Origin of the sequence: Agrobacterium sp. CNPSo 2736 (genome assembly GCF_004005385.1) — a bacterium.
Taxonomy (GTDB): domain Bacteria; phylum Pseudomonadota; class Alphaproteobacteria; order Rhizobiales; family Rhizobiaceae; genus Agrobacterium; species Agrobacterium leguminum.
The window spans coordinates 308,450-333,358 of sequence record NZ_RZTX01000004.1 but is presented as its reverse complement, the minus strand read 5'-3'; the positions used below and the strand labels follow the sequence as shown (position 1 = coordinate 333,358).

23 protein-coding genes are annotated in these 24,909 nt (G+C 60.1%); 9 read left to right on the top strand and 14 right to left on the bottom strand.

Going from position 1 to position 24,909, the window contains the following annotated elements; genetic code table 11:
* Positions 1–6 precede the first annotated feature (6 nt).
* From EM858_RS09930 to EM858_RS09920, 3 genes are read left to right on the top strand one after another with little or no spacing between them, the layout of a single operon-like run.
* Positions 7–1,215, top strand: coding sequence for a glycosyltransferase family protein (locus EM858_RS09930; protein WP_127756583.1), 1,209 nt, complete (start codon positions 7–9; stop codon positions 1,213–1,215).
* Between the two features lie 43 nt (positions 1,216–1,258).
* A complete protein-coding gene (locus EM858_RS09925; protein ID WP_164865384.1) occupies positions 1,259–2,506 on the top strand; it encodes a glycosyltransferase in 1,248 nt (415 codons plus the stop codon).
* Positions 2,503–3,654, top strand: coding sequence for a glycosyltransferase (locus tag EM858_RS09920; RefSeq protein WP_127756582.1), 1,152 nt, complete (start codon positions 2,503–2,505; stop codon positions 3,652–3,654). Before EM858_RS09925 ends, EM858_RS09920 begins: the two co-directional genes overlap by 4 nt.
* Here EM858_RS09920 and EM858_RS09915 read toward each other — a convergent pair.
* The 6 genes from EM858_RS09915 to EM858_RS09890 form a co-directional block, all read right to left on the bottom strand.
* The gene (locus tag EM858_RS09915) at positions 3,620–4,360 is read right to left on the bottom strand and encodes a copper homeostasis protein CutC (protein WP_127756581.1); all 741 of its coding nucleotides are present in this window, start codon (positions 4,358–4,360) and stop codon (positions 3,620–3,622) included. The genes EM858_RS09920 and EM858_RS09915 overlap by 35 nt on opposite strands.
* A gap of 26 nt (positions 4,361–4,386) precedes the next feature.
* The gene (locus EM858_RS09910; RefSeq protein ID WP_020808536.1) at positions 4,387–5,592 is read right to left on the bottom strand and encodes an MFS transporter; all 1,206 of its coding nucleotides are present in this window, start codon (positions 5,590–5,592) and stop codon (positions 4,387–4,389) included.
* 62 nt (positions 5,593–5,654) lie between these two features.
* A complete protein-coding gene (locus tag EM858_RS09905; protein WP_127756580.1) occupies positions 5,655–7,088 on the bottom strand; it encodes a M81 family metallopeptidase in 1,434 nt (477 codons plus the stop codon).
* Positions 7,089–7,100: 12 nt separating this feature from the next.
* Positions 7,101–9,020 carry a beta-N-acetylhexosaminidase gene (locus EM858_RS09900; RefSeq protein WP_127756579.1) on the bottom strand — a complete coding sequence of 640 codons (1,920 nt, stop codon included), beginning with the start codon at positions 9,018–9,020 and terminating at the stop codon, positions 7,101–7,103.
* A gap of 44 nt (positions 9,021–9,064) precedes the next feature.
* Positions 9,065–9,847, bottom strand: coding sequence for an SDR family oxidoreductase (locus EM858_RS09895; RefSeq protein ID WP_127756578.1), 783 nt, complete (start codon positions 9,845–9,847; stop codon positions 9,065–9,067).
* An 81-nt stretch (positions 9,848–9,928) separates the two neighbouring features.
* On the bottom strand, positions 9,929–10,792 hold the full coding sequence (locus tag EM858_RS09890) for a MurR/RpiR family transcriptional regulator (protein ID WP_003504906.1): 864 nt from the start codon (positions 10,790–10,792) through the stop codon (positions 9,929–9,931).
* A gap of 243 nt (positions 10,793–11,035) precedes the next feature.
* On the opposite strand from EM858_RS09890, the gene EM858_RS09885 reads away from it, so the two are divergent.
* Positions 11,036–11,521 carry a hypothetical protein gene (locus EM858_RS09885; RefSeq protein ID WP_127756577.1) on the top strand — a complete coding sequence of 162 codons (486 nt, stop codon included), beginning with the start codon at positions 11,036–11,038 and terminating at the stop codon, positions 11,519–11,521.
* Positions 11,522–11,670: 149 nt separating this feature from the next.
* Here the strand turns inward: EM858_RS09885 and ugpC are convergent, their stop codons facing one another.
* The 6 genes from ugpC to EM858_RS27300 all read right to left on the bottom strand — a co-directional run bounded on the left by ugpC (position 11,671) and on the right by EM858_RS27300 (position 17,472).
* Complete coding sequence (gene ugpC, locus EM858_RS09880) at positions 11,671–12,783, bottom strand: sn-glycerol-3-phosphate ABC transporter ATP-binding protein UgpC (RefSeq protein WP_003521276.1); 1,113 nt, start codon at positions 12,781–12,783, stop codon at positions 11,671–11,673.
* Positions 12,784–12,970: 187 nt separating this feature from the next.
* Positions 12,971–14,203 carry an ABC transporter substrate-binding protein gene (locus EM858_RS09875; protein ID WP_003521275.1) on the bottom strand — a complete coding sequence of 411 codons (1,233 nt, stop codon included), beginning with the start codon at positions 14,201–14,203 and terminating at the stop codon, positions 12,971–12,973.
* Between the two features lie 38 nt (positions 14,204–14,241).
* On the bottom strand, positions 14,242–15,099 hold the full coding sequence (locus EM858_RS09870) for a carbohydrate ABC transporter permease (RefSeq protein WP_080815714.1): 858 nt from the start codon (positions 15,097–15,099) through the stop codon (positions 14,242–14,244).
* On the bottom strand, positions 15,096–15,980 hold the full coding sequence (locus EM858_RS09865; RefSeq protein ID WP_003521273.1) for a sugar ABC transporter permease: 885 nt from the start codon (positions 15,978–15,980) through the stop codon (positions 15,096–15,098). Before EM858_RS09865 ends, EM858_RS09870 begins: the two co-directional genes overlap by 4 nt.
* A 12-nt stretch (positions 15,981–15,992) precedes the next feature.
* The gene (locus EM858_RS09860) at positions 15,993–17,174 is read right to left on the bottom strand and encodes a Gfo/Idh/MocA family oxidoreductase (RefSeq protein WP_080815712.1); all 1,182 of its coding nucleotides are present in this window, start codon (positions 17,172–17,174) and stop codon (positions 15,993–15,995) included.
* Between the two features lie 115 nt (positions 17,175–17,289).
* Positions 17,290–17,472 (bottom strand): hypothetical protein, encoded by a 183-nt coding sequence (locus EM858_RS27300; RefSeq protein ID WP_127756576.1) that lies wholly within the window; start codon positions 17,470–17,472, stop codon positions 17,290–17,292.
* A 153-nt stretch (positions 17,473–17,625) separates the two neighbouring features.
* Here EM858_RS27300 and EM858_RS09850 point away from each other — a divergent pair, with 153 nt between their 5' ends.
* From EM858_RS09850 to EM858_RS09835, 4 genes are read left to right on the top strand one after another with little or no spacing between them, the layout of a single operon-like run.
* Positions 17,626–18,378: a GntR family transcriptional regulator gene (locus tag EM858_RS09850; protein ID WP_003521268.1), complete on the top strand. Its 753-nt coding sequence runs from the start codon at positions 17,626–17,628 to the stop codon at positions 18,376–18,378.
* Positions 18,379–18,406: 28 nt separating this feature from the next.
* The gene (locus EM858_RS09845) at positions 18,407–19,429 is read left to right on the top strand and encodes an SIS domain-containing protein (protein ID WP_127756575.1); all 1,023 of its coding nucleotides are present in this window, start codon (positions 18,407–18,409) and stop codon (positions 19,427–19,429) included.
* Positions 19,426–20,598, top strand: coding sequence for an N-acetylglucosamine-6-phosphate deacetylase (gene nagA, locus EM858_RS09840; RefSeq protein WP_127756574.1), 1,173 nt, complete (start codon positions 19,426–19,428; stop codon positions 20,596–20,598). Before EM858_RS09845 ends, nagA begins: the two co-directional genes overlap by 4 nt.
* A gap of 3 nt (positions 20,599–20,601) precedes the next feature.
* The gene (locus EM858_RS09835) at positions 20,602–21,528 is read left to right on the top strand and encodes an ROK family protein (protein ID WP_127756573.1); all 927 of its coding nucleotides are present in this window, start codon (positions 20,602–20,604) and stop codon (positions 21,526–21,528) included.
* A gap of 6 nt (positions 21,529–21,534) precedes the next feature.
* On the opposite strand, the gene EM858_RS09830 is transcribed toward EM858_RS09835, so the two are convergent.
* Positions 21,535–22,788, bottom strand: coding sequence for an FAD-dependent oxidoreductase (locus EM858_RS09830; RefSeq protein WP_127756572.1), 1,254 nt, complete (start codon positions 22,786–22,788; stop codon positions 21,535–21,537).
* A gap of 30 nt (positions 22,789–22,818) precedes the next feature.
* Positions 22,819–23,520, bottom strand: a complete 702-nt coding sequence (locus EM858_RS09825; protein WP_127756571.1) for a phosphatase PAP2 family protein — start codon at positions 23,518–23,520, stop codon at positions 22,819–22,821.
* A 189-nt stretch (positions 23,521–23,709) separates the two neighbouring features.
* On the opposite strand from EM858_RS09825, the gene dxr reads away from it, so the two are divergent.
* Positions 23,710–24,903: a 1-deoxy-D-xylulose-5-phosphate reductoisomerase gene (dxr, locus tag EM858_RS09820; RefSeq protein ID WP_127756570.1), complete on the top strand. Its 1,194-nt coding sequence runs from the start codon at positions 23,710–23,712 to the stop codon at positions 24,901–24,903.
* Positions 24,904–24,909 lie beyond the last annotated feature (6 nt).

Genomic DNA, 24,909 nt, shown 5'->3' with positions numbered 1-24,909 from the left:
TGGCCCATGACCTCCCGTTTGAACGACGCGCGTATCCTCATGTACAGCCACGATTCCTTCGGGCTCGGGCATCTGCGGCGGTGTCGCACCATCGCGCATGCTCTGGTGGAGGATTATCGCGGCCTCAACGTCCTCATCATTTCAGGCGCGACGATTGCCGGCGCTTTCGATTACCGCGCGCGCGTCGATTTCGTGAAAATCCCAAGCGTCATCAAGCTGCGCAACGGCGAATATACGTCCATGGACAGACATATCGATCTTCAGGAAACGCTGAAGATGCGCCGCTCCATCATCTACCACACCGCCGAAAGCTTCCAGCCGGATATCTTCATCGTCGACAAGGAGCCCATGGGCCTGCGCGGCGAGGTGGAAGAAACGCTCGCCTATCTCAAGGGACAGGGCACCAAGCTCGTCATCGGCCTGCGCGACGTCATGGATGCGCCGCAGCTGCTCGAAGCCGAGTGGAAGCGCAACAATGTCATGACCAAGATCGGCCAGTTCTATGACCACGTCTGGATTTATGGCCCACCCGATTTCCACGATCCGCTGACGGGGCTCGACGTTCCGCACACCGTTCGCGACAAGATGGATTTCGTCGGTTTCCTGCAAAGATCCAGGACGCAGGCCGAGACCGTATCGCATCGGCCGGAAGGCGATTACCTTCTCGTCACCACCGGCGGCGGCGGCGATGGCAGCGAATTGATCGACGACGTCATCAACGCTTATCGCCATGACAGCGAACTGACGCACAAGGCGCTGGTGGTGCTCGGCCCCTATATGCCGGCGGATCAACGCCAGCGCTTCATGAGCAGCGTTGCCGATATTCCGCATATCGAAATCATCGAATTCGACAACCGCATGGAAGATCTCGTCGCCGGCGCGCAGGCTGTCGTCTCCATGGGTGGATACAACACCGTCTGCGAGATATTGTCCTTCGACAAACCCGCCCTCGTCGTGCCGCGTACGGTGCCGCGCGAAGAACAGCTTATCCGCGCCAGCCGCGCCTCGGAGCTTGGTCTTTTCGATATGCTTCTGCCGGAAGATGCCGAAAACCCGGCAAAAATGGCGGCAGCTTTGAAAGCGCTGCCGAACCGCGCGCCGCCTTCCGTCAATGCGCGCGGGTTGAAGCTGGACGGTCTGGAAAACATATCGCGCCGGATAGCCGAATGGCTGCCGCCCGAGGGCGACAAGGCGCCGATCACGCTGACCGCGTGACCGGTTCCCCGACAAACACCGCTTCAAAAGAGACACGCGCAACGTGACCGATACAAAAAAAATCGTGGTGCTCCTCAAGGGCTATCCGCGCCTGTCCGAGACTTTCATCGCCCAGGAACTTCTGGGGCTGGAGAAAGCCGGGCTGAAACTCGAACTCATGTCCATGCGCCGGCCCACGGACAAGAAGCGCCACCCCGTTCACGATGAAATCCGCGCGCCCGTTACCTATTTGCCAGAGTATCTGCACGAGGAACCGCTGCGCGTTTTGAAGGCGCTTTGGGCGTGCCGCAGGAAGCCGGGCTTCACCAAGGCGCTTCGCCGGTTTTTCAACGACCTGCCGCATGATCTCAGCCGCAATCGCTTCCGCCGTTTCGGGCAAGCTGCGGTGCTCGCGCATGAATGGCCGGCGGATGCCGAATGGCTGCATGTCCATTTCATCCACACGCCCGCCTCCGTCGCCGCCTATACCCACCTCATCACCGGCACGCCCTGGACGATTTCAGCCCACGCCAAGGACATCTGGACCTCCAGCGACCGCGACCTTGCCGCCAAGCTGCAAAGCGCCCGCTGGGCGGTGACCTGCACAGCCGGCGGCTTTCGGCATCTGCAGACCCTTTCCGGGTCAAGGCAGAATGTGCATCTGAGCTATCACGGCCTCGACCTCACCCGGTTCCCGCATTTCGACACGCCACGACCGGCGAGAGACGGTTCAGATGCCGATGATCCGGTGAGGATTTTGAGCGTCGGCCGGGCGGTCAAGAAAAAGGGCATCGATATTCTCCTGCGCGCCCTCGCCTCGCTGCCGCAGGATATCCATTGGCGCTTCACCCATATCGGCGGCGGCGATGAACTGGCTGCGCTGAAGAAACTTGCAGACGAACTCGGCGTCGCCGACAGGATCGTCTGGACCGGGGCCATGGACCAGAAGCAGGTGCTGGAGAACTACCGGGAAGCGGACCTCTTCGCCCTTGCCTGCCGCATCACCAGCGATGGCGACCGCGACGGCCTGCCAAATGTGCTGGTCGAGGCCGCGAGCCAGGCGCTAACCTGCATCTCCACTAATATTTCCGGCATTCCGGAGTTCTTCGTCAGCGGTGAAAACGGCTTGCTGACGGAACCGGAAAATCCGACAGCCTTCGCAGAGGCCCTGCGCACGGCCATCACCGATCCGCAATTGCGCCAACGTCTTGGCAGTGCCGCCGAAAACCGTGTGCGCACCGCCTTTGACCATCGCACCAGCATTGTCGAGCTGAAGGCCCTGTTCGAGACCGAGTGGGAAAAAACGCCATGACCGATACGGAAAAACGCCCCTGCGTCTTCTTCTACGTCCAGCACCTTCTCGGCATCGGCCATATCGCCCGCGCCAGCCGCATTGCCAATGCCCTTCAGGCGAACGGTTTCGATGTCGTGCTGGTTACGGGCGGCACCCCGGTTCCGGGCTTTCCGGGCGAGGGCATCCGCCATGTCGAATTGCCGCCCATCGCCGTCAGCGACGGCAGTTTTGCCGGCCTGGTCGACAGTTCCGGCAAACCGGTGGACGACGACTTCAAGAGGCTTAGAACCGACATGCTGATCGGGGCCTATCACGGCGCCAAACCCGATATCGTTATCATCGAGGCCTTCCCCTTCGGTCGCAGGCAGGTGCGTTTCGAATTGTTACCGCTTCTCGATGAGATAGAAGACAGCGAACCGCGCCCGCTCGTCATGGCGTCGCTGCGCGACATCTTGCAGGAAAAGACCAAACCGGGCCGGGACGAAGAGACCGTGTCGCTGGTGAAGAAACATTTCGATGCGGTGCTCGTCCATGGCGATCCGGATTTCGCCCGGCTGGAAGACACGTTTCCCCTCGCAGACGAAATCAGCCAGCGCATCGTCTATACCGGCCTCGTCGCTCCCCTTCCGCCGCCGGAACCGACGGAGAAATTCGATATCGTGGTTTCCGCAGGCGGCGGCGCCGTTGGGGCCGCACTCATACGGGCTGCTCTCGAGGCTGCCCCCCTCCTGGATGGCATCAAGAGCTGGTGCCTCGTGACCGGTCCCAACATGCCGCAGGCGGATTTCGATGCGATATCGGCGCGGGCGGCGGGCAATGTGTCCGTCTTCCGTTTCCGCAAGGATTTCGCAAGTTTGCTCGCCGGCGCACGGCTTTCGATTTCACAGGCAGGTTACAACACCGTCTGCGATATTCTTCAGGCAAAATGCCGCTCGCTTCTGATCCCCTTCGCAGCCGGGGGCGAAACCGAACAGAGCGCCCGCGCCGAACGGCTGGCGCGGTTGGGGCTGGCGCATGTGCTGGAGGAGAAGGATATTTCGGCGCAAGCGATGGCCGATGCCATCAAGACGGCATTGTCCCTGCCGGCTCCCGGCACGATCACGCCCGATCTCGATGGCGCAGCCGGAACCGCTAGAGCGTTGCGCCGCCTTTATGATGAGCGCTGAGGATCGTCTTCAACTCGCGAACCGCCGCCTCATCGGTAACCTTGCGCCCTGCGCTGGTGAAACCGAGCTTCGCCACCCTGCTGTCCGGATCAAAGGATGGAACGGCGGAACAGGATGCGTGGATTTCCGAGATCGGAAAGCGATCCAGCAAGGTCTGTACGCTCTGGGGACGCACCCCGGCACCGGGCATGACGACGATCCGGCCTGCGGCCATCTCGGATAGGTGTGCCAGGGCCTCAATCCCCTCAAGCGCCGAACGCGCGCCGCCGGAAGTGAGAATTCTTGGAAACCCCAACGCGATGGCGGCTTCCAGCGCCTCTTCCATGTCAGGCACGACATCGAAAGCCCGGTGCAGGGTCACATCCAGCCCGTTGGCATGACTGCACAATTCTTCAAGCAAGCCGATATCGAGCGAACCATCGCCACGCGATGCGCCGAGCACCACGCCGGAAAGGCCGGCGGCACGCGCCGCGTCGATATCGCGTTTCATCACATCCGCTTCGTCGCGCGTGAAGACGAAATCACCGGCGCGCGGCCTGATCATGACGCTCACCGGCAACCCACAGGACGCCGCGCGCTGCATGAAACCCGCCGATGGCGTCACACCGCCGCCCGAAAGCGCCGCGCACAGCTCGATCCGATCGGCCCCGCCGCTGACCGCCGCTTCCAGACCGGCGACATCGTCCACGCAAATTTCGAGAATCATCGTAACCTCTTTCATTTGAGTGGCCGTTACCTGCGGCGGCCCTTTCCATCAAGCGCGTAAAGCATATAAACGCCGCCGAGCCCCACGATCGCCCCCAATATGGAGGTTCCCGAATAGCTGGAGACCAGGGTTCCAACGGCAAAAATCAACGCACCCAGACCAGCGCCGAGGAAGATATTGACCGCAATCAGCGAGCTTCCGAGTCCCGGCCGGTCCGCGATCAGTTCCTGCAGATAGGTAATTGGAATGCTGATGATCGCGGCGGCGCCCAGCGCACTGATGACCGTTTGGGCGTAGATATGCCACGGCGCTGAAGCGAGCCCCTGCAGAATAAGATAGATGGCGTAAAGCCCCGCTCCCGCCGCAAGTGTCAGCGTCTGCGGAACCTTTTTCTCGATCCAGCCCCACAGGAGAATGAAGACGATTTCCAGCGCAGCGACGATACCCGCAACAATACCGATATCCGCCACCGTGCCCTTGGCCTGTCCGGTTATGATGAGCGAGCGCACGGAATCGTTGAGATGCAGCATCGAGCAGATGAGCGCGATGGCGATGATCCGGAGCAGCACCCGCCGCGATCCGATTTCCGCAAGCGAGGCGCGCAGGCCGAACCGCGCTTCGGTATTTGCCGAAGCCGGCGTGGCGGCCCGCGGCAGGCAGAAGGCGACAAGCAGAAAGCAGACAAGCGCGCAGATGCCCGAAAACAGGAATGCCATCAGCATATTGCCGGAATTCACCAGAAAAACACCGACAATGCCCGGCACCAGCACCCAGGAAAGCGAGATGGTTGCCCGCATGATCGAATTCACCGCGATCATCTCACCCGTCGAAAGGTTGCGCGCATCGGCGCGCACATGGGCGAAGATCAACGAATTCATCGCTCCGAAAATCGGCAGAAGCACCAGCTTCGCGGCCACGAAGGCGGTGGCGTTACCGGCCAGATAGACCAGCAGATAACCGCTGACGCCGAAGAGCGCGATATAGAGCATTGGCTTGCGATATTCACCCAGCCTGTCTGCGACGATGCCCATCAACACGCTGGCGCTGACATTGATGACGGCGGCAAACAGCATCAGCAGCGAATAGACGCTGTTGCTCAGTCCTATTTCGCGAATGCCGATGACCGCCTGATAGGGGGCGGTCGCCGCATTCGAGAAGCCGAAGAACAGAATGGCGAGCGCCCCGATACGGATCGACGGATTGTTGATGACGATGGAAAGAGCCGACGGCATAGATATTCGCCTGAGATGATCCGGCACCGCCGGATCGCTGGGTAAAAGCTACCGAACCGCTGTCATCGCCAGCGGGCCGAAAGGATGGGTTGAGGGGTATAATCGAAATGCGGCTTCCATGGGTAAAAATCGCCATCCCGGCGGCGATTGGGAAGGTTTTCGATATCCTGATTGATGACCCCTTCCGTCAGCGCCATGAGGTTGGGGTTGGCGATAGGCGCAAGCTCCGGTGAAAGATAACCGGACTTGACGACCAGTAGCCGCACCTCCTTTGGATTAAAGCCGAGACGGGTGAAATCGGAAATCATGTGATAGGGCCTGCGCCGCGCCGCCAGAATGACCGTGATGCCGCCGATGGCGACCACAGCCTGCCGCTGATCCGCAGCACCTGGATCGTCCAGCTTCACAACGCGGGCGTCGACGGTCACGGACGGGCTCTGTGGATCGAGACTGCCGCCGATCTTCAGGGAAAGCGCGGCACCTTCGCCGGCCGCAAAGCAGGCTTCGACCGCCGGCCTGTCGGTGATACCGCCCAGCAGCGCACCCTGCCAGTTGCGCGCAATCAGCGCAGCCAGAACATCGGCGCGATCGCCAACCCCACCACCGGTCGGGTTATCGCCGGAGTCGGCCAAGATGATCGGCCGCGTTGCCGTTTTTTCGGCGATATCCAGAATGGCCTCGAGCGGCTCGGTCACGGGGCCGAAACAAAAATCCTGCCGGGTATTCCAGTAGGATTGCGCGATTTCTATCGCGACCGCCTGTGCGGCCGCTTTGTCCGTTCCCGTCACCACGGCGCAGGCCGTCGCCCGGGGTTCGTCCGCCCAAACGTAGCCGATCATAAAATTCGCATCCCAAATGCCGGGCCGCGCATCGTGATCCGGCAGAACGGCGTAAAGGCTTTTGGTGGGTTCGTCTTCCGTGGAGGTCTTCTCCCCCGGCAGCAGAACCGGAATTTTCGCCCAGGCCACGCCGGGCTTTTCGCCCGTCTTCAGGGCCTTCAGCAGCATCGTCCAGGCCCGTACCATCGTCTCGCGCACATCGATATGCGGCGCAGTTCGGTAGCCGGCAAATATGTCGAGCTGATCGATGATCGTCTGGCTGACATTGCCGTGCAGATCATAGCTCGCAGAGACCACGACATCCGGCCCGACGACGGCGCGGGCGCTTGAAATCCAGTCACCTTCCGCATCGTCCATGCCTTCGACATTCATCGCGCCGTGCATGGCGAGATAAAGCCCGTCGAGCGGCAGCGCGGCCTTCAGACGTTCGAGAAACTCCGCCTTGAACGCCTCATAGGCCACGCGCGAAACCGGTCCGCCCGGCACCGCCCGCGCATGCAGAAGCGGCAACACCTCCGCCCCGCCTTCACCGAGGAAATTGAAATACTCGGCCTCCAGCAGTTCCGCGCCGCGAAAGACGCGAAAATCCTGCTCGCCCATCAGCACCGGCGAATAGGTGCTGCATTCGGTATGAATTCCACCCACGGCAATACGCATGTCGGTTTCCCCTCAATAAACCGGGCTCAAGGGGACGATGGCCGCAAAACGCAGCCAGTCCTTTTGCGCCTTTGGCGTCCACGCCGCCTCGGCAATCGCCGGCAGACGGGGGAAAACCAGATGGTTGAAATAGGCACGATTGAGGAAATGTTCGGACCAGATGCAGGCTTGAACGCCCTTCATCCGCTCCTTCAACTCCTCGGGAAATTCGCCTACAGCCTCATAGGCATAGGTATGCGAAGGCGGAACGGTGCCCGCCCAGCTTGCGCCCGGCTCCTGCCATGCTTCATCCTGCACCATGTCGAGATAATAGGCCTGACCCGGCGTCATCACCACGTCATAGCCTTGGCGTGCAAGCTCAAGCCCGACTTCCGGCTTCTGCCACGCCATCAGCAACGTTCCGGCCGGATCGACGCCGCCGCCGTGGGAAACCTCGTCCCAGCCGGCAAGCTGGCGACCGCGCTCATGCAGCATCCCCTGAATGCGCTTCATGAAATAGGACTGGATGCCAAAGGTGCCGTCGAGCCCTTCCTTTTCCATCAGCGCCTTGGCAAGCGGCGAGGCCAGCCACGACCCATCCGCAACCTCATCGCCGCCAATATGGATCAGCCGCGACGGGAACAGCTCCACCATCTCGTCGAATATCCTGCCGAGGAATTCATAGGTCGGCTCGATGGCCGGGTTGAGCGCATTGTTCGGATATCCCTGCACAGACCGGTAGCTGTCCGGCGCTTCCTGCCCGTCCGTCAGCTCCGGATAGGCCACGAGAGCCGCCGTGCTGTGGCCGGGAATATCGACTTCCGGCACGATTTCGACGTTCAATGCCGCCGCATGCGCAACGACCATGCGCACCTCATCCTGCGTGTAATAGCCAGACACCGGCTCAGCCCCGTTACCGAGCTGCGGCAGAAGCGGCGCATCCGGGCCGCGCGTGGCGCCAACGGTGGTCAGCAGCGGATAGGCCTTGATTTCGAGCCGCCATGCCTCGTCATCCGTCAGGTGCCAATGGAAGCGGTTCATGCGCAGCCATGCGAGAATATCGATAAGCCGCAGGACATCGCCTGTGGGATAGAATTGCCGCGAGACATCGAGATGGCAGCCACGCCAGCTATAACGCGGCGCATCGCTGATGGTGCCGGAGGCCGGGAAGCGGAATTGGGGATCGATGCGCGCGCCATGCAGCAGCTGCGCCAGAACCGTCAGGCCATATTGCAGACCGGCAGCGGCCGAATATTCCACGACCACCGCTTCTTTTGAAAAAGTGAGGCGATAACCTTCCGCTTCCAGCCCGCTATGCCGCTTGAAACGAAGGGGTTTTCCCTCATGAACCGGCGCAAGGCTGAAAGGCACATGTCCGACGGCAAAGAGCCGGCGGAACAGCGAAAGCACGGTTTCCACCGCAAGCACTTCTTCTGCACCCGCATCTTGCGCCGGGAAGAGCGCGACGGGAAAACCCTCGCCCGGTTCGGCATCGATTTCAGCGGGCCAGGGCTGAATGGAAAAGGGCAGATCGAGCTTTCCTTCGGGAAGCAGCACCGGTGCCGGTTCGCTGTGACGCCCATCCAGCATCAGGTCACCGACATCGACGGCGCGATGCGTTCCATCGGCAAGGCTGACATAGGCGGATTTCGCACCATCCGTGCGATGTCGGGCCGGCCGCAGCAGGCCATCGACCGTGAAGCGCCAGGATTTCCCCGGCTCGAGCACGAAGCCCGCCGGCGGTGCAAACTCATGGAAATTGGCGTTGCGGCGCAGATAAATAGCATTGTCGCAAGCGGGCTTGTCTACCGTCCGCGTTAACGACGTGTAGACGATGCGAAAATCCTTCAGCGGCTCGCGCGAAAGATTGACCAGAGTAAAGGTAAAACCGCCCGAGGCGGAATCTTTGAGCGGATGCCAGGAATTTTCGAGACGATAATGTGCGAGCGCCATGATGCTCCCCTTTATTGCGCATTGAGCCCTCAGGAGGGCTTCGGTCAGTAATGTTCGGATTGCGAGAAGGTCCGGGCCAGCGGCGCCTGCCCCGCCGTCAGTCCGCAATCGACCGGCAGGCACACGCCGCTGATCGCCTCCGCCTGTGGGCCGGCCAGAAAGGCGACGGCGTTGGCAACATCTTCGGGCCTCACGATGCGTTGCAGCGGATACCAGTGCTTCGCCTCTTCGAAGACCTGAGGATTGGCAGCGGCCCGCGCCTCCCATGCCTGGGTGCGCACGGTGCCCGGCGCAACGGCATTCGAACGGATGCCGAATTTGCCGTATTCGACGGCGATCAGCTTGGTCAGATGGATCAGCCCGGCCTTTGCGGCGCTATAGGCCGGGTGGCCGAAGACCGCCATGCCGTTCACGGACGTGATATTGACCACCGACCCCTGGGTCCGCTTCAGCGCCTCCTCGAAAGCCCTGAAGCAGAGAAACGGCGCTTCCAGATTGAGGGCATTGTCTTTGCGCCATATATCGGCGGTCGTGTCATGCAGGCTGACGGCCCTTGCGGCGCCCGCATTGTTGACGAGGGTTACAACATCGCCCAGCTCCGCGACCTCGGCGGCCAGCCTTGCAAGGTCCTGCGGATCGGTGACATCGCAGGTTTTCGCGATGAAGCGGGAACTGGAAAGCAGGGATAGCGCGCTCGAAAGGGCGCCCGGGTCGATATCGACCAACACGACCTTTGCATGGCTTTCAGCGAGCGCCGTGGCAATTGCCCGGCCAATATCACCTGCCGCGCCGGTAACGACGGCGAGCTGGTCTTTCCTGTCCTTCATCTCCTACAACTCCCTTGAAGCTTTCCACCCGCCACAAAGCGGGTCTCAGGCAAACCAGCCTGTATTTTTCGTCAGCCCGCCTCAGTCACCGAGCAATTGCTTGTCATCCGGGTCACGATGTTCCACGAGCTGCTGCTTGATATGACGCAACGTCACCATCGACCGTTGCCGTTGGTGATAGGCAGCAAGCGTCGCCAGAACATCGACGGCGGCCAGATAGGCGTAGCGCGATGAGGTGGGGCGGAAGATATTGTTTCCCTCGGGCACATTGACAGCCACCACCATGTCGGCAGCCGCAGCGACTGGCGTGTCGCTCTGGGTGAGCGCAATGGTGGTGACCCCCATTTCCCGCGCCAGCCTGAAACACTTCACCAGTTCCATGTTGCGACCGGAAAAGGACGAACCGATGATGACGTCTTCCTTGCGCGCCGCAGCCGTCATCATCAGCTGCATGCTGTGATCGGCGCTGGTGGAAACGCGCAAACCCAGGCGGAACAGCCGGTTCTGAATTTCCGAAGCGATCATCGAGGAATTGCCGCCTGCGCCGAAGGCATAGATCATGCCGCTATTGGCGATCCTGATCGCCGCTTCATCGGCAAGGGCGGGATCAAGCGTCCTGTGCAGCAGGAAAAGCGCTTCCTGCGCCTTGGCGAGCACCTCTTCAGCAACATCCGAGGGACCGGTGCTGGAGGGTTCGGAGGTGAGGTATCGAATACCCACATAGGCGGTCTTGGCGAGGCTGACCTTGAAATCCGAAAAGCTCTGGCACCCCAGCCGACGGCAGAACCGCGTCACGGTCGGCGGCGACACTTCGGCGCGGGCCGCAAGCTCGATGATCGAGGCGTTGACGGCGAATTCGAAGTCCGAAACCAGAATATCGGCAATCCGCCGCTCCGACTGCGAGAATTGTCCCCTGTCTTCCTGTATTCTTGCGAAAATATCCATGTTCACCGGTCTCCGTTCCGCCAAAACTTAAGGCTTGGCCCCGTTTCCGATGCACCCTAAGAAAGCGCGCCCGTCAACCGCATAGATCCATGAATCGAGGATGTTTCGTCTTGCTGACGACACCGCGCACACCTTTGATTTGAAAATTATTTTCTCTGTTGATTGAGAGATGAGCATATGCCAACAATCAACACCAGAGAAATCTCCAAATCTTGAAAATAATTTCAATAATGGACCCAAACCATGCGTGATCCCTTCAAAAACCCCTTTCCCGAAACAGACATCGCCCGCCATTCCATCTGGGAGATGCTGGTAACGCGGGACATCGACGCGTTCCTTGCCGCCGACTGGTCGAAGGTCGCGGAGGATTTCGTCGAGGACGGCTTTCTCGGCATCAACGCCAACCGGGATGCGAACCCGGACAATTGGCGCCTGTCGTTCCCTTCGCTCAGCGCCTATCGCGACGAGTGGCTGCGGCAGGCGCAGGATTTTCAAACCCAGCAATTCGCAGAGGACCCGCGCGATGCGATCTTTGCGACCACCACGCTGGAAGAAATCGAAGTGGAAGGTGAGACCGCGCTGGTGCGCAAGAAGTTCGACGGCAGGCTTCGCAAGGCCGATGGCAGCTTCGACGTCATGAAGTGGCAGACGCTCTATTATTGCCGGCTGCATCAGGGACGCTGGAAGATCAGCGGTTTCACCGGCTACATGCCCAACCCCATGCCGTGATCCAGCGGACATCTGGAAAAGCTTTGCACGCCGGGCCGAAAGCCCGGCGTTGTTTTTTCGTCTGGAAGGGGCGGAAAAATGCCGGAGACGGATCGCGTCAGGAACAGCCGGGCATGGAAAAACAGATAACATGGCCCGGCTCCTGCGCCTTATTGGATCAGCTTGAGGACTGAAAGATCGACACGCCGCTCCAGCGCAATGCCGCTTTCGTCAAACAAATGGCAATCCGATGCCTTGATACCGGTGACGATGGGCTCATCCACGACCACAGGTGCCGAGCCGGAAAGCAGCGCGCAATAATTCTCACCCGTCGGCGCAACGCCATAAGCGATGGTATTGACCCCGAGCCGCTCGATCACGCTGGGCGCGACCGTGACATTGAGGTCGGCCGTTTCGAGACCGGTATGTTCCGGGCGGATGCCGAGCGTCAGCTGCGTGCCTTCAAGACCGGCGCGGGGCTCCACCGGCACGGTGATCGTCTGGCCCTCATATTCCACCGTCACGCCCTCGGCGCTGACGGATTTGCAGGTGACCTTCAGGAAATTCATTTTCGGGTTGCCGATGAATCCGGCCACGAAGAGGTTCGCCGGCTTGTGATAAAGCTCGAGCGGCGCGCCGACCTGGGCGATTTCGCCGGCATTCAGCACCACGATGCGGTCGGCCATGGTCATGGCTTCCACCTGATCGTGGGTGACATAGATCATCGTCGCCTTCAGCGTCCGGTGAAGATTGGTGAGTTCGATGCGCATATCGGCGCGAAGTGCTGCATCGAGGTTGGAAAGCGGCTCGTCGAACAGGAATATCTTCGGCTCGCGAACGATGGCGCGGCCGATCGCCACGCGCTGGCGCTGACCGCCGGACAACATGCCGGGGCGCTGCTGCAGACGCTGATCGAGCTGGAGAATCTTGGCGACGCCCTCGACCTTCTGCTTGATCTTGTCCTCCTCCATCTTCTCGACGCGCAGCGGAAAAGCGATGTTTTCAAAAACCGTCATGTGCGGGTAGAGCGCATAGGACTGGAACACCATGGCGATGCCGCGTTTGACCGGCGGCAAGTCGTTGACCTTCACGCCATTGATGACGACGTCACCGGCGGAAATATCCTCAAGACCGGCGATCATGCGCAGCAATGTGGATTTGCCGCATCCCGAGGGGCCGACAAAAACGACGAACTCGCCATCCCTGATGTCGAGCTGAACGCCCTTGATGACTTCGAAATGTCCATAGTTCTTGCGGACGTTGTTGAGATAAAGCTGACCCAAGACTTGCCTCTCCCGTCAGCGGCCGACATCTGGCCACGTTCAGAGATGTTCCGAAACAGGGGCAAAGCCACACCGGATCGGAACCGTTGAAAACAGGGGAAAGAGCATCCCGGAAGACGCAGGGCATTCCCACGGCGAAACTTGCCGGATGCGGACGGCCAGCGCCCGCATCCGTGCTCATGACAGATTATTTATACTGCTCGAGAGCCGAAGCCGCTTTCTTCGCGGCATCTTCCGGGGTTGCCTTGCCAGTGACGACAGACTGCACCATCTCGATCATCGTGTCCTGGAAACCCTTGTAGTCCGTGAAGAGCGGCTCGGGACCGCCATAGGCGATACCGTCGATCAGCGGCTTCCAGAAGGGATCCTTGGCGATGAATTCATCGACCTTCGGCGACGGACGCAGCGGGGTGAGGCCCGCGCCGCCCTGCAGTTCGTATTCACCCTGCGGGCCGGGAGAGGTGATGAATTTGGCGAACTCGGTCGCCTTTTCTTCCACGCCGGTTCCCTTGAAGATCGCCAGGCTGTCGGTGATGAGCAGCGTGCCGGGACCCTTTGCTTCCGGGCCGAGCGGCAGCGTGGCGATGCCCCAGTTGATCTTGGTTTCCTGCAGGCGCGTGGCGGCGCCCGAACCGGCCTGGATCATGCCGACCTTGCCATCGAGGAAGATGGCGCGGATTTCGTTCTGCTCATAAGCCGTCGGGCCTTCGACGGAATAGGGCGTGATGTCCTTGTAAGCCTTCAGCGCTGCAACAACCTGCGGGCTGTCGACAGTGATCTTGTCGCCGTCGATCACCTTGCCGTTGTTGGTGTAAACCCAGTGCATGAACTGGTGCATGGTGTTGTCGAAGGTCTTGGCGGGCAGGCCGTAGCCGGCGATGCCGGTCTTTTCCTTGATCTGCTTGGCGAAAGCGATCTCTTCGGCCCAGGTCTTCGGCGGCGTTTCCGGATCGAGACCGGCCTGCTTGAACAGGTCCTTGTTCCAGTAAAGCGCCTTGGTCGAGAATGCGACCGGCACGCCCCACTGCGTGTCCTCGAAGGTCACGGTGTCGACGATATTGGGGTAATAGCTCTTCTTTTCGTCTTCGGTCATCGGCACCGGAACGATGAGATCGTTCTGCGCGAACTGCTTCAGCGTGCGCGAACCGACATAGGCCATGGCGACCGGGGTGCCGGCAGCGGCGAGCGTGGTCGCCTTGTCCTGGCACTGGGCCCAGCCGACGACCTCAGGCACGACCTTCCAGCCCTCGTTCTTGCCTTCCCATTCCTTGATGTATTTCTCATGGATGGGGTCCATCTTGTCGCCGCAATAGATCCAGCTGATCTCCTTGTCGGCGGCGTGCGCCGTCACCGTCGTAAGGGCAGTGGAACCGGCAAATGCGAAAGCGCAGAGCGCCAATCCGTAATGTTTCAGTGCCATAGGTAGTCTCCCGTTTTGGTGGTCGTTCCGGTTGTTGATTATTTCACCGCGCCGGCGGTCAGACCGCTGACGAGATATCGTTGCATGAAGAAGATCACGACCATGGCCGGCGCAATGCCGACGAAGCTGGCCGCCATCAACTCATTCCAGATGACTTCCTGGCGACCGAAATAGGCGAAGAGGCCGATGGGCAGCGGCATATATTCGGTCTTGGAATTGAAGGTGAGCGCGAAGATGAACTGCTGGGCGTAGGCGCCGATGAAGGTGGTGATGGAGACCACTGCGATGCCCGGCATCGCCAGCGGCAGGATCACGCGGCGGAAGGTGTAGAAATAGCTCGCACCGTCCACATAGGCCGCCTCTTCCAGTTCCCGCGGGATACGCAGCATATAAGTGCGCAACAGCCAGATGGCGGTGGGGATCAGGAAGGCCGCGCCGGGAATGATCATCGCCAGATAGGTGTTCAGCACACCCATGTTGCGCATCAGCCGGTAAAGCGGGATCAGAAGCACCGCGCCCGAAAACATGTTGATCGCCAGAAATGCGCCGAGCAACTGCCCACGCCCACGAAACTCGAAACGGGCGAAAGCATAGGAGGCCGGCACCACCAGGATGAGGACGATGATGGTCGAAATGGTGGAGATGAAGAAGGAGTTGAAAACGTAGCGGGCAAAGCCCGGAACGCTGACCCACATGGTCCGGTAGGCCTCGAAGGAACCGTTTTCCGGCCAGAACTTGTAGGGCGAGGAGAAAAGCAGGCTGAGCGGCTTCAGCGAAACCAGAAAACCTTCCACGAAGGGCGCCAGCACGAAGGTCAGGAACACGGCGATGCCGCAATAGATCCCGACCATTTCATACCACCTGTAGCGGTTGATCATCGCATTCTTGTCGCTCATCGGCTGGCCTCCTGCGAGATGCGGCTGGTGATGCGGAAGTAGAAATAGGTGAAGATCGACAGGAAGATGCAGATCAGCACGGCGCGTGCAGCACCTTCACCGTATTTGTAGGAGCCGATCGCCGTCTTGTACGTGTCGATGATCATGGTCGTGGTCTGGCCGGTCGGGCCGCCCTGCGTCAGTATCCAGATGATATCGAAGGAATTGAAAGTCGAAATCAGCGAGATCATCGACATGGTAATCATGGCCGGCAGCATCAGCGGCAGCGTGATGCGGCGGAAGCGGTAAAAGCGGCTTGCCCCGTCTGTCCACGCGGCCTCGTAGAGATCCTGCGGAATGGCCTGGATGGCCGCCAGCAGATAGAGCGTCACCATCGGCACGCCGATCCAGACGTCGGTGACGATCGTTGCCCAGAAGGCCGTTCTGCCATAGGCGAGGAACGCAACCGGACCATCCACCAGGCCGAGGTTCTGGAGCACGCCGGAAATCATGCCGAACTGGCCGTTATACATCCAGCCCCACATGAAGATGCCGATAGCCATCGGCACGATCCATGGCGGCATGGTCAGGATACGAAACAGCGCCCGGCCGGGCACGGCCGAATTCAGCAAAACCGCACCGAATGTGCCGATGATCATCTTTATCGAGACGGAAAAGAACGTCCAGATAAAGGTCCGCGTGATGACATCGGCAAAAGTCGCGTTGAAAATCTTCTCGTAATTGATGAAGCCGACCCAATTCGTCGTTTTTCTAAGCGACGCATCGGTAAAGGACAGGATGAAGGTATCGACGAGCGGATAAGCAACGATAACCGTGATGTATAAAAGCGCCGGCAGAAGAAGAAGCCAGGCAAAGACGACCGCGCTGCGTTTCGCATCCATCGCGCCGCCCCCTCAAGCCGATTTCACAGCGGGGGATTTCGGCTGTCCGTGCAGCGCCAGATCGTATTCCTCCCACACCGGCTTGAGATCGATCACTTTACGGCCATGGCGCGCTTCATCCATGGCAAGCGCCAGAATACCGGCTTCGATCGCATCGAGCGCGGAAACAGGCAGCGGCGTACCCTTGACGATATGGGCGATGACATCCTCGGCCATCTGCTCGTCCGCCCCGTAATGCTGCGAGAGCGTGGTCGCCGCCGAATAGGTCTTGGCGACGGTCTTTTCATTTGTCCGGGCATTGTGCACGTTCAGGAAGCCGCGAACGAAATCGCCTTCGGCCATGCCCTTGGCGCCGATGACGCAGAAACGGCGGAAATCGTCGGGAACGTTGAGATTGGTATGGAAGGCGAGCGATGCGCCGTTCTCATATTCGACGATCGCCGTCTGGTAATCGATGATGTCGCCGTCGCTGTCGAAAACCTTGTCGGAACCCATCCAGCCGCTCGGCTTGCGATGGTAAACCTCCATGTCGTTGATGCCGTCATGCTGCGGCGCATTTGCCGGCGTGAAGCTCTTTCGCCCGCCGAAGCTCGATACGAAACGCGGCCGCGCACCGACCACGCCATTATAGAGATCGAGGTCGTGGCAGCATTTTTCCAGCATGAAGGAGCCGGAATAATTCTCGTAACGCCGCCAGTCGCGCATGAAGAATGCGCCGTGATAGGGCGGGATATGCTCCGAGGCCTCAATGGAAACGACATCGCCCAGCTTGCCTTCGGCCTGCGCGGCGCGCAGATCGCGGTAGAGCGGGGAATAACGCAAAACCAGACCAACGAGCAGCCGCTCGTGACCGTGCCTGTTGAGCAGCCTGGCGAGCTCAAGGCTTTCCTCGATGCTGACGACGATGGGTTTTTCCGAGAAGATGGTGCAGCCGGCCTCAAGCCCGATACGGATATGCTCCAGATGCATGTGGTTCGGTGAGCCGATCATCAAGAGATCGAATTTTTCGTTTGCGATCAGCGCCTCGGGACTATCGTAAGCCTTACCGGCCGAAATGCCCTTTTCCTGCAGGCCCGGCAGGCCCGCCGGCGCCGGATCGACATAACCGACGATCTCGAAATCCTTGTCGATCTCATGAAAAACGTAGCCCAGATAACCGAGACGGAATCCGAGTCCGATAATTCCCACCTTCATGAACTTTGTTCCCTGTTCATTCGTAATTCATTTTCGCAGAAGCAACCATTTCTGTGCTGGTTATCCAGTTATCTGCGATAATTTCCTGCCACGATGAAATTAATTTTCACAACGGTCAAGCTAAATTCGATTTCGCAAACGCTGCCGCGAGTCGGAAACCGATTTTTCCGGCGCAACGGATGCGAAACGGATCGCCGCCGACCACCGACGCAAAAAACAATACCAAAAAAATGCCAATCGTCCAGAGCAATTCCGTTATCGAGAAAATTTTTTTGGTTAATGCGAAAATATCCGGCACATAGCCTTATTATTCGGCAAAATATCGAAAAAACCACCGATTAATCATACAAATCTAGCAATGGTTCTATTTTGGTATTGCCGATTGCGTGGCATATGGTATAGCCAGAGCCGGCCATATCGCCGACCACATGGATCGTGACAGAGGTTATGGATGAACGGGGCAGCGCTTAATCTGGACGACCTGCAATCAGGCGGCGGCCCGCTTTACCTGAAACTGCGCCAGACGATTGAAGACGCCATCAATGGCGGCCGCCTGAAGCACGGCGACGCCTTGCCGCCGGAACGGGATATCGCCGAAAGCGCCTGCGTCAGCCGCGTCACGGTGCGCAAGGCAGTGGACGATCTCGTTCGCGACGGCCTTCTCGTTCGCCGGCACGGTTCAGGTACTTTCGTCGTCAAGCCCATCACCCGCATGCAGCAGCCCCTGACCAAACTTACCTCGTTTACCGAGGACATGCGCCGACGCGGAATGACGGCGAGCACCCGCTGGCTGGACAGAGGCCTGTTCCACCCGACCGGCGACGAGATGATGGCGCTCGGCCTTTCCCAATCGGCCATGGTGGCGCGGCTCACGCGCCTGCGTCTTGCCAATGACCAGCCAATCGCACTCGAAGTCACCAGCCTGCCGGGCGATATCCTGCCTGACCCGCAACTGGTGGAAAACTCGCTTTATCTGGAGCTTGAGAAAAACGGCATTCGCCCGGTGCGCGCCATTCAGCGCATCTCCGCCCGTAACCTCACCGATGAGGAAACATTGTTGCTTGGGGTTCCGCCGGGTTCGGCAGCGCTTTCCGTTCAGCGAATGGCCTATCTGGAAAGCGGGCGCCTCATGGAAATATCCCGCGCGCTGTACCGCAGCGACGCCTATGACCTCGTCGCCGAACTGACGATGGGGCCCGAGTGACAAATCTCTTGATCAAGGACACGAAACGATGACAACCCTGATGCGCCAGGAAATCGATGAGATTCCCGATGCAGTCGCCCGCCTGCTGGACAATGCCAATGCCGACTTCCACGAAGCCGGAGGCAGGCTGAAGGCCCGTGACCCGGCCGTTATCGTCACCATTGCCCGCGGCTCCTCCGACCACGCCGCGCATTTCCTGAAATATGCGATCGAATTGCAGACCGGGCTTCCGGTCGCTTCGCTCGGCCCCTCGCTCGCCTCGATCTACCAGACGAATCTGCGGCTGGACCGCGCGGCGGCCTTCGCCGTCTCGCAATCGGGCAAAAGCCCTGACATCGTCGCTCTGGCGGAAAGCGCCCGCAAGGGCGGCGCGCTTACCTTCTCGCTGGTCAACACCCTGCCCTCACCGCTCGGCGATGCTGCCAATCACGCCATCAATATCCAGGCGGGCCCTGAAAAAGCGGTGGCCGCAACCAAATCTTTCGTCAACTCCATCGTCGCCGGCCTCGCAATCCTTGCCGAATGGACGGAAGACAGCCTGCTCGCCAAAGCCGTCAGCGCCCTGCCGCAGAATTTCGCCAAGGCCATCGCACTCGACTGGAGCCAGATCGGCGAAGCGGTCAAGGGCGAGGAATCGCTCTATATGCTGGGCCGCGGTCCGGCGCTGGCCATTGCCGCGGAAGCCGCGCTGAAATGCAAGGAAACCTGCGAACTCCACGCGGAGGCCTATTCATCGGCGGAAGTCATGCACGGCCCCGTTTCGCTGGTCGCACCGAAATTTCCCGTCATCGCTTTTGCCGCGCGTGACCGCGCCGAAACCTCCGTGACCGATATCGCGGCCGGTCTCGCCGGCAAGGGCGCAAGTGTTTTCGTCACCTCCGCAAAAGGCAGCCCGGCCAAGCCCCTGCCGTTTGTGGAAACCAATCACCCGCTGACCGACGCCCTGTTGCTGATCGCGCCGTTTTACGGCTTCATCGAGCAATTGTCGCGCGCCCGCGGCTTCAACCCGGATGCGCCCGTGGCATTGAAGAAGGTGACGGAAACCCAATGAGCAGCAGCAAGGCATTTGTCGGCGCCCGCATTTTCGATGGCGCCGCGTGGCACGATGGCAAGGCGCTCGTGACCGGTGATGGCCAGGTTGCCGACATCGTCGACCGCGTATCCGTGCCCGCAAACGCCGAAATCATCGATGCGGAAGGACTGCTCATTGCGCCAGGCTTCATCGACCTTCAGGTCAATGGCGGCGGCGGCGTGATGTTCAACAACGAGCCGGATGTGGAAGGCATTGCCCGCATCTGCTCGGCCCATGCGCAATTCGGCACCACCGCCCTGATGGTCACACTCATCACCGACCGGCCGGATATCACGGCCAAAGCCGCCGAAGCCGGCATCGCCGCCCACAAGGCAGGGGTGCCCGGCTTTCTCGGCCTGCATTTCGAAGGGCCGCATCTTTCCGTCGCACGCAAGGGCACCCATGATCCGGCGCTGATCCGAAAGATGGAAACGGCCGATCTTGCGGTTCTGACGGGCTGCAAGGCGAAGCTTCCCTTCGTGCTGACAACCATCGCCCCGGAAAACGTAACCGAGGCGCAGGTCACAGTGCTGCGCAAGGCCGGCATCGTCGTCAGCCTCGGCCATACCGATGTGGGCCTTGGCGTCGCGACAGCCTATGCCGAGGCCGGCGCATCCATGGTAACACATCTTTTCAACGCCATGAGCCCGCTCAGCCATCGCGAACCGGGGCTGGTGGGCGCGGCACTTGCGAACGGCAAGCTGGATTGCGGGCTGATCGCCGACGGCTTCCATGTCGATCCTGCAGCAATCGGCATTGCGCTTCGCGCCAAGAATAGTCCCGGCCGCATTTTCCTCGTCACCGACGCCATGTCCACCATCGGCACGGATGATGACGGTTTCGAACTGAACGGCAGGCGCGTCTATCGCAACGGCGGCAGGCTGACGCTGGCCGACGGCACGCTGGCGGGGGCGGATATCGATATGCTCTCCTGCATCCGCTTCATGCATGAAAAGCTGGACACACCGCTGGAAGAGGCTTTGAGAATGGCGTCCTCCTATCCCGCCGAGGCAATCCGCGCTTCTGGCAAAGGTAAGCTTCTGCCCGGCTTCGATGCGGATTTCGTCATGCTGACACCCGACCTTCAGATGCATTCGACATGGATCGGCGCAGAAAAAATCCACGATGCCACCCATTCCGGAGCCTGAATCATGATCGTTTGTTTCGATATAGGCGGAACGACCATCAAGGGCGCGATTGCCTACGCTCCCGACGATATTCGGCCCGTGCCGCGTATCCCGACGCCCAAGACCAGTTTCGAAGACTTCGCCGCCGGCCTGAAATCCGTCATCGACAATAGCGGCGGCACACCCGCCTGCGTGTCGCTGTCGATTGCCGGCGTCATCGATCCCGACACCGGCAAGGCCACTGTCGCCAATATTCAGAGCATCCATGGCAGGGTCTTGAAGGACGAACTGGAAAAGGCGCTGAACCTTCCCGTCATAGTATCGAACGATGCGGATTGCTTCGTTATCGCCGAATCGGAAATCGGTTCCGGACGGGGTCATCGCGTGGTCTTCGGCGTCATTCTCGGAACGGGTGTCGGCGGCGGGCTGGTGATCGACGGCAAGCTTATCAACAGCGACGGCGGTTTCGCCGGCGAATGGGGACACGGACCGGTGGCTGCGACATTGGCCGGAAATCCGCCGGTTTCGCTACCGCGTTTCGAATGCGGTTGCGGCCTTACCGGCTGCATCGACGCAATCGGCAGCGCCCGTGGCATGGAAAAGCTGCATTCGCATCTTCACCAGCAGGCGATGACCAGCGAGGATATTATTTCGGCCTGGCAAGCGGGCGATGCGAAGGCCGCAAGAACCATCGATGTCCTTATCGATATTCTCGCCTCGCCTCTGGCAATGGTGATCAACGTTACCGGCGCAACCATCGTGCCGGTCGGCGGCGGACTTTCGAATTCGAAGGCGCTTCTCGCCGCTCTGGACGAGGTGGTAAGGAGCCGCATTCTGAGGCGCTTCGACCGCCCTCTGGTCGTACCAGCCATCTGCCGCATCGAGCCGGGGTTGATCGGATCCGCCGTTATCGGGCTGAAATATGAGAAAGAAGCCGCCGGCATTGCCTGAGCGGCGTCACACCGTCTCTATCTTTTCCCGACGGAAACCCAGCCCCACCAGCCGGCCGGTCAAATGGGAAAGAAGCGGAAACCGCATGATGGCCAGCACAAAGGCTGGCGGTCCTTTCGGTTTTTCCGCATCGGCCCGTCCCTTCTTGCCGCCGATGCGCATCATCCGCTGCAGAAATTGCGTGGCCTTGGTCGGGAAGGATCGCCGCTTTTCAATTGCGGCGAGATCGTCATCGGCAATGGCCCGGCCGGACACGAGCACCGGCACCAATATATTGGCCGCCGCAACCGCATCCTGAATGGCCAGATTAATGCCAACGCCCCCGACGGGAGACATGGCATGGGCCGCATCACCGATGCAGATAAGGCCGGGTTTCCACCAGCGCTTCAGCCGGTCGATACGGACGGTCAGGAGATGCACATCGTCCCAGCTCTTAAGCTCATCGAGCCTTTCGCGTGGAAAGGGGCAGATTTCCGCAACCCTGTCCCTGAAGGCTTCAATTCCCTGTAGCTTTATGTCGGCGAAAAATCCCTTTCGCACCACATAACCGCATTGCCAGTAATCGCCCCGGTTGATCATGACGAAACCCTGCCGCGAGCCGGCATGCCCCATGGTTTCCGTCGGATCGTCGGGCTGTTTCGAAAGACGCATCCACAGCACCTCGGTCGGAATGCCGAAGCGCTGCACTTCCAACCCCGCCGCCTCGCGGACGGTGGAGTTGCGCCCATCCGCCCCCACCACAAGATCGGCCTCGATCTCGATGATGCCTTCCGGTGTGCTGACCGTGAGACCGCCGACATGCCCGCCGCGCTCAATCAAGCCGGTCACCGGCGCATTCATCAGCAATCGGAAATTTTCGTATTGCCCCGCCTTGCCGACGATGAAATTGAGAAAATCCCATTGCGGCATAAAGGCGATGAAGCGGTGGCGGACCGGCAGGCGGGAAAAATCCGCTATCGTGACGCGCTCGCCGCCGATGACCGCATTCAGCCTTGGCGCGCGCGTATGCGGCAGGCTCAGAAACTCATCGACAAAACCGAGTTGCTCCATCAATTCAAGCGTCGAAGGGTGGATGGTGTCGCCGCGAAAATCCCGGAGAAAATCCCCGTGTTTCTCGACGACGACGACATCGATACCGCTGCGCGCGAGCAACAGGCCAAGCATCATGCCTGCCGGCCCGCCACCGGCCACGGCGACGGATGTACGGATATGCTGAACGGACTTGCCGTCATTTTCCGGAGCGCTTGTCGCTTCTTCCATCACCTTCCCCCAATATCCCGCTGAAAGTCTCTATCGTGTATCCGCCGCCGGGAGGTTTGCATTCTTCGGCTGCGGCCAGCCCTGCGCATCGAACCGGAACAGCATTTCGGACCGGGCAAAGATAAAGGCGAAGGCCATGGCCGTCCACATGCCGAGCAACAGCCCGGCGGCGACATCGCTTGGATAATGTGCGCCGACGATGACACGCGAAACACCGATGACAAGGGCAAGCAGGAGAAACGCCCAGCGGAAGCGCGGCATCAACATGGCGAAAGCGCCGAAAAACGCCCCGGCGGCGGTCGAATGGCCTGAGGGGAAACTTTCATAGAGATTGTCGCCGGTAAATGGGGTGAGGCTATAGGCGCCCATTTCCAGTAGAAGCTCCGGCCGTGCCCGTCCTATCAGGAATTTCAGCGTATGGACGAGAATACTCGCCGTTCCGATCGTCAGGAAGAAATAGGTAAGAAGCCGCCATGCCGTCCTCAGCCGTCCATTATAGGTCTGCGCCTTTAAAACCCGTGCGGCGACATAGGCCAATATCGCCAGAAGGCCGGTGGAATAGAGCATCCAGCGGAAGGTTCCGAAATCGGTAATGGCACGATTGAAGGAGACCACGCCCCCTGGCAACGCCTGCGCGCTTTCGGAAAGACGCGGATCAAAAGGAATGAAGACAAGGACCAGCACAAGGCTTGCCGCAAAAATCCACCCGCTGGAAACCAGAAAACGTTGCATCGATATCCTCTCATTGTTTTTCTTGCATATGGCTTTGCCTTCCGCAAAAACAATAGCCCCGGCTTTGTCCTTGTTATGGCTGATTTTCGCGGGTAGAGGCTAAGGAATGTTGCCCGAAAGTGCTTAGCGGTTTCGGGAAAAACGACGTGCACCAAGGGGTGCGAACCGGAAACGACCGACGGACTGAATATGACGAATGCCAGTGAAATGCCACGCAAGCTGACAATATTGGGTTCGACCGGTTCGATCGGCACCAATACGCTGGATGTCGTCCGTCAGCTGGGTGGCCGCGAGGCGTTCGAGATCACGGCTTTGACCGGCGCGGGCAACATCGCTCTTCTGGCGGAACAGGCGCGGGAATTCGGCGCGCGGCTGGCGGTTACCGCCGAGGACGACAAATACGAAGCACTGAAATCGGCCCTTGCCGGCACCGGCATCGAGGTTGCGGCGGGCAAATCCGGCCTCGAAGAGGCCGCTTCGACGGATGCCGGCTGGGTGATGGCGGCGATTGCCGGAACCCCCGGCCTCGCACCTACTCTTACAGCCGCACGGCGTGGCGCAGACATAGCGCTCGCCAACAAGGAATGCCTGGTTTCGGCTGGCGATGTTTTTCTGCGCACGGTCAAACGGGGCGGCGGCAGGCTGATCCCGGTCGACAGCGAGCACAGCGCAATCTTCCAATGCCTGACGGGCGAACACAAGCAGGCCGTGGAACGCATCGTGCTGACCGCATCCGGCGGTCCGTTCCGCACCTGGTCGCGCGAGGAGATGGCCAATGTCACGGCGGATATCGCCCGCGCCCATCCCAACTGGTCGATGGGACTGAAGGTCTCCATCGGCAGCGCCTCCATGTTCAACAAGGGGCTGGAAATGATCGAGGCGAAATATCTCTTCGATCTGAGGCCCGATCAGGTGGAGGTGATCGTCCACCCGCAGTCGATCATCCATTCGATGGTGGGTTACACCGACGGCTCCTATATCGCCCAGCTCGGCTCTCCCGACATGCGCACCGCTATTTCCTATGCCCTCACCTATCCGCAACGCGGCAATCTGAGTGTCGAGCGGCTGGATTTCGCAAAACTGGCGCGGCTCGATTTCGAAGCGCCGGATGAAGCCCGTTTCCCGGCTATCCGGCTGGCCCGCACAGCGCTGGAGCGCGGCGGTTTGCAGGGCGCTGCCCTGAATGCCGCCGAAGAGACCGCCTTTCACGCTTTCGTTGCGGGCAATATCGGTTTTCTCGATATGGCCGAGATCGTCGAAACGGTCATGGACCGCATGCATGACGGTCGCTCCGCCGCCACGATTGAAGATGTCTTCGCGGCGGACAGGGAAGCCCGAGATCATGCAATGAAAATAGTCTCTGACATAGGCAAAGCGGCTTAACCGGTA

Coding starts and splice junctions, on each gene's coding strand:
- EM858_RS09885 (WP_127756577.1), top strand. CDS start 11,036: ATGCGTGATCCCTTCAAAAACCCCTTTCCCGAAACAGACATCGCCCGC.
- nagA (WP_127756574.1), top strand. CDS start 19,426: ATGAGCAGCAGCAAGGCATTTGTCGGCGCCCGCATTTTCGATGGCGCC.
- EM858_RS09825 (WP_127756571.1), bottom strand. CDS start 23,520: ATGCAACGTTTTCTGGTTTCCAGCGGGTGGATTTTTGCGGCAAGCCTT.
- EM858_RS09850 (WP_003521268.1), top strand. CDS start 17,626: ATGAACGGGGCAGCGCTTAATCTGGACGACCTGCAATCAGGCGGCGGC.
- EM858_RS09895 (WP_127756578.1), bottom strand. CDS start 9,847: ATGAAGGACAGGAAAGACCAGCTCGCCGTCGTTACCGGCGCGGCAGGT.
- EM858_RS09920 (WP_127756582.1), top strand. CDS start 2,503: ATGACCGATACGGAAAAACGCCCCTGCGTCTTCTTCTACGTCCAGCAC.
- EM858_RS09930 (WP_127756583.1), top strand. CDS start 7: ATGACCTCCCGTTTGAACGACGCGCGTATCCTCATGTACAGCCACGAT.
- EM858_RS09890 (WP_003504906.1), bottom strand. CDS start 10,792: ATGGATATTTTCGCAAGAATACAGGAAGACAGGGGACAATTCTCGCAG.
- dxr (WP_127756570.1), top strand. CDS start 23,710: ATGACGAATGCCAGTGAAATGCCACGCAAGCTGACAATATTGGGTTCG.
- EM858_RS09865 (WP_003521273.1), bottom strand. CDS start 15,980: ATGGATGCGAAACGCAGCGCGGTCGTCTTTGCCTGGCTTCTTCTTCTG.
- EM858_RS09860 (WP_080815712.1), bottom strand. CDS start 17,174: ATGAAGGTGGGAATTATCGGACTCGGATTCCGTCTCGGTTATCTGGGC.
- EM858_RS09910 (WP_020808536.1), bottom strand. CDS start 5,592: ATGCCGTCGGCTCTTTCCATCGTCATCAACAATCCGTCGATCCGTATC.
- EM858_RS09900 (WP_127756579.1), bottom strand. CDS start 9,020: ATGGCGCTCGCACATTATCGTCTCGAAAATTCCTGGCATCCGCTCAAA.
- EM858_RS09835 (WP_127756573.1), top strand. CDS start 20,602: ATGATCGTTTGTTTCGATATAGGCGGAACGACCATCAAGGGCGCGATT.
- EM858_RS09870 (WP_080815714.1), bottom strand. CDS start 15,099: ATGAGCGACAAGAATGCGATGATCAACCGCTACAGGTGGTATGAAATG.
- EM858_RS09915 (WP_127756581.1), bottom strand. CDS start 4,360: ATGATTCTCGAAATTTGCGTGGACGATGTCGCCGGTCTGGAAGCGGCG.
- EM858_RS09875 (WP_003521275.1), bottom strand. CDS start 14,203: ATGGCACTGAAACATTACGGATTGGCGCTCTGCGCTTTCGCATTTGCC.
- EM858_RS09845 (WP_127756575.1), top strand. CDS start 18,407: ATGACAACCCTGATGCGCCAGGAAATCGATGAGATTCCCGATGCAGTC.
- EM858_RS09830 (WP_127756572.1), bottom strand. CDS start 22,788: ATGGAAGAAGCGACAAGCGCTCCGGAAAATGACGGCAAGTCCGTTCAG.
- EM858_RS09905 (WP_127756580.1), bottom strand. CDS start 7,088: ATGCGTATTGCCGTGGGTGGAATTCATACCGAATGCAGCACCTATTCG.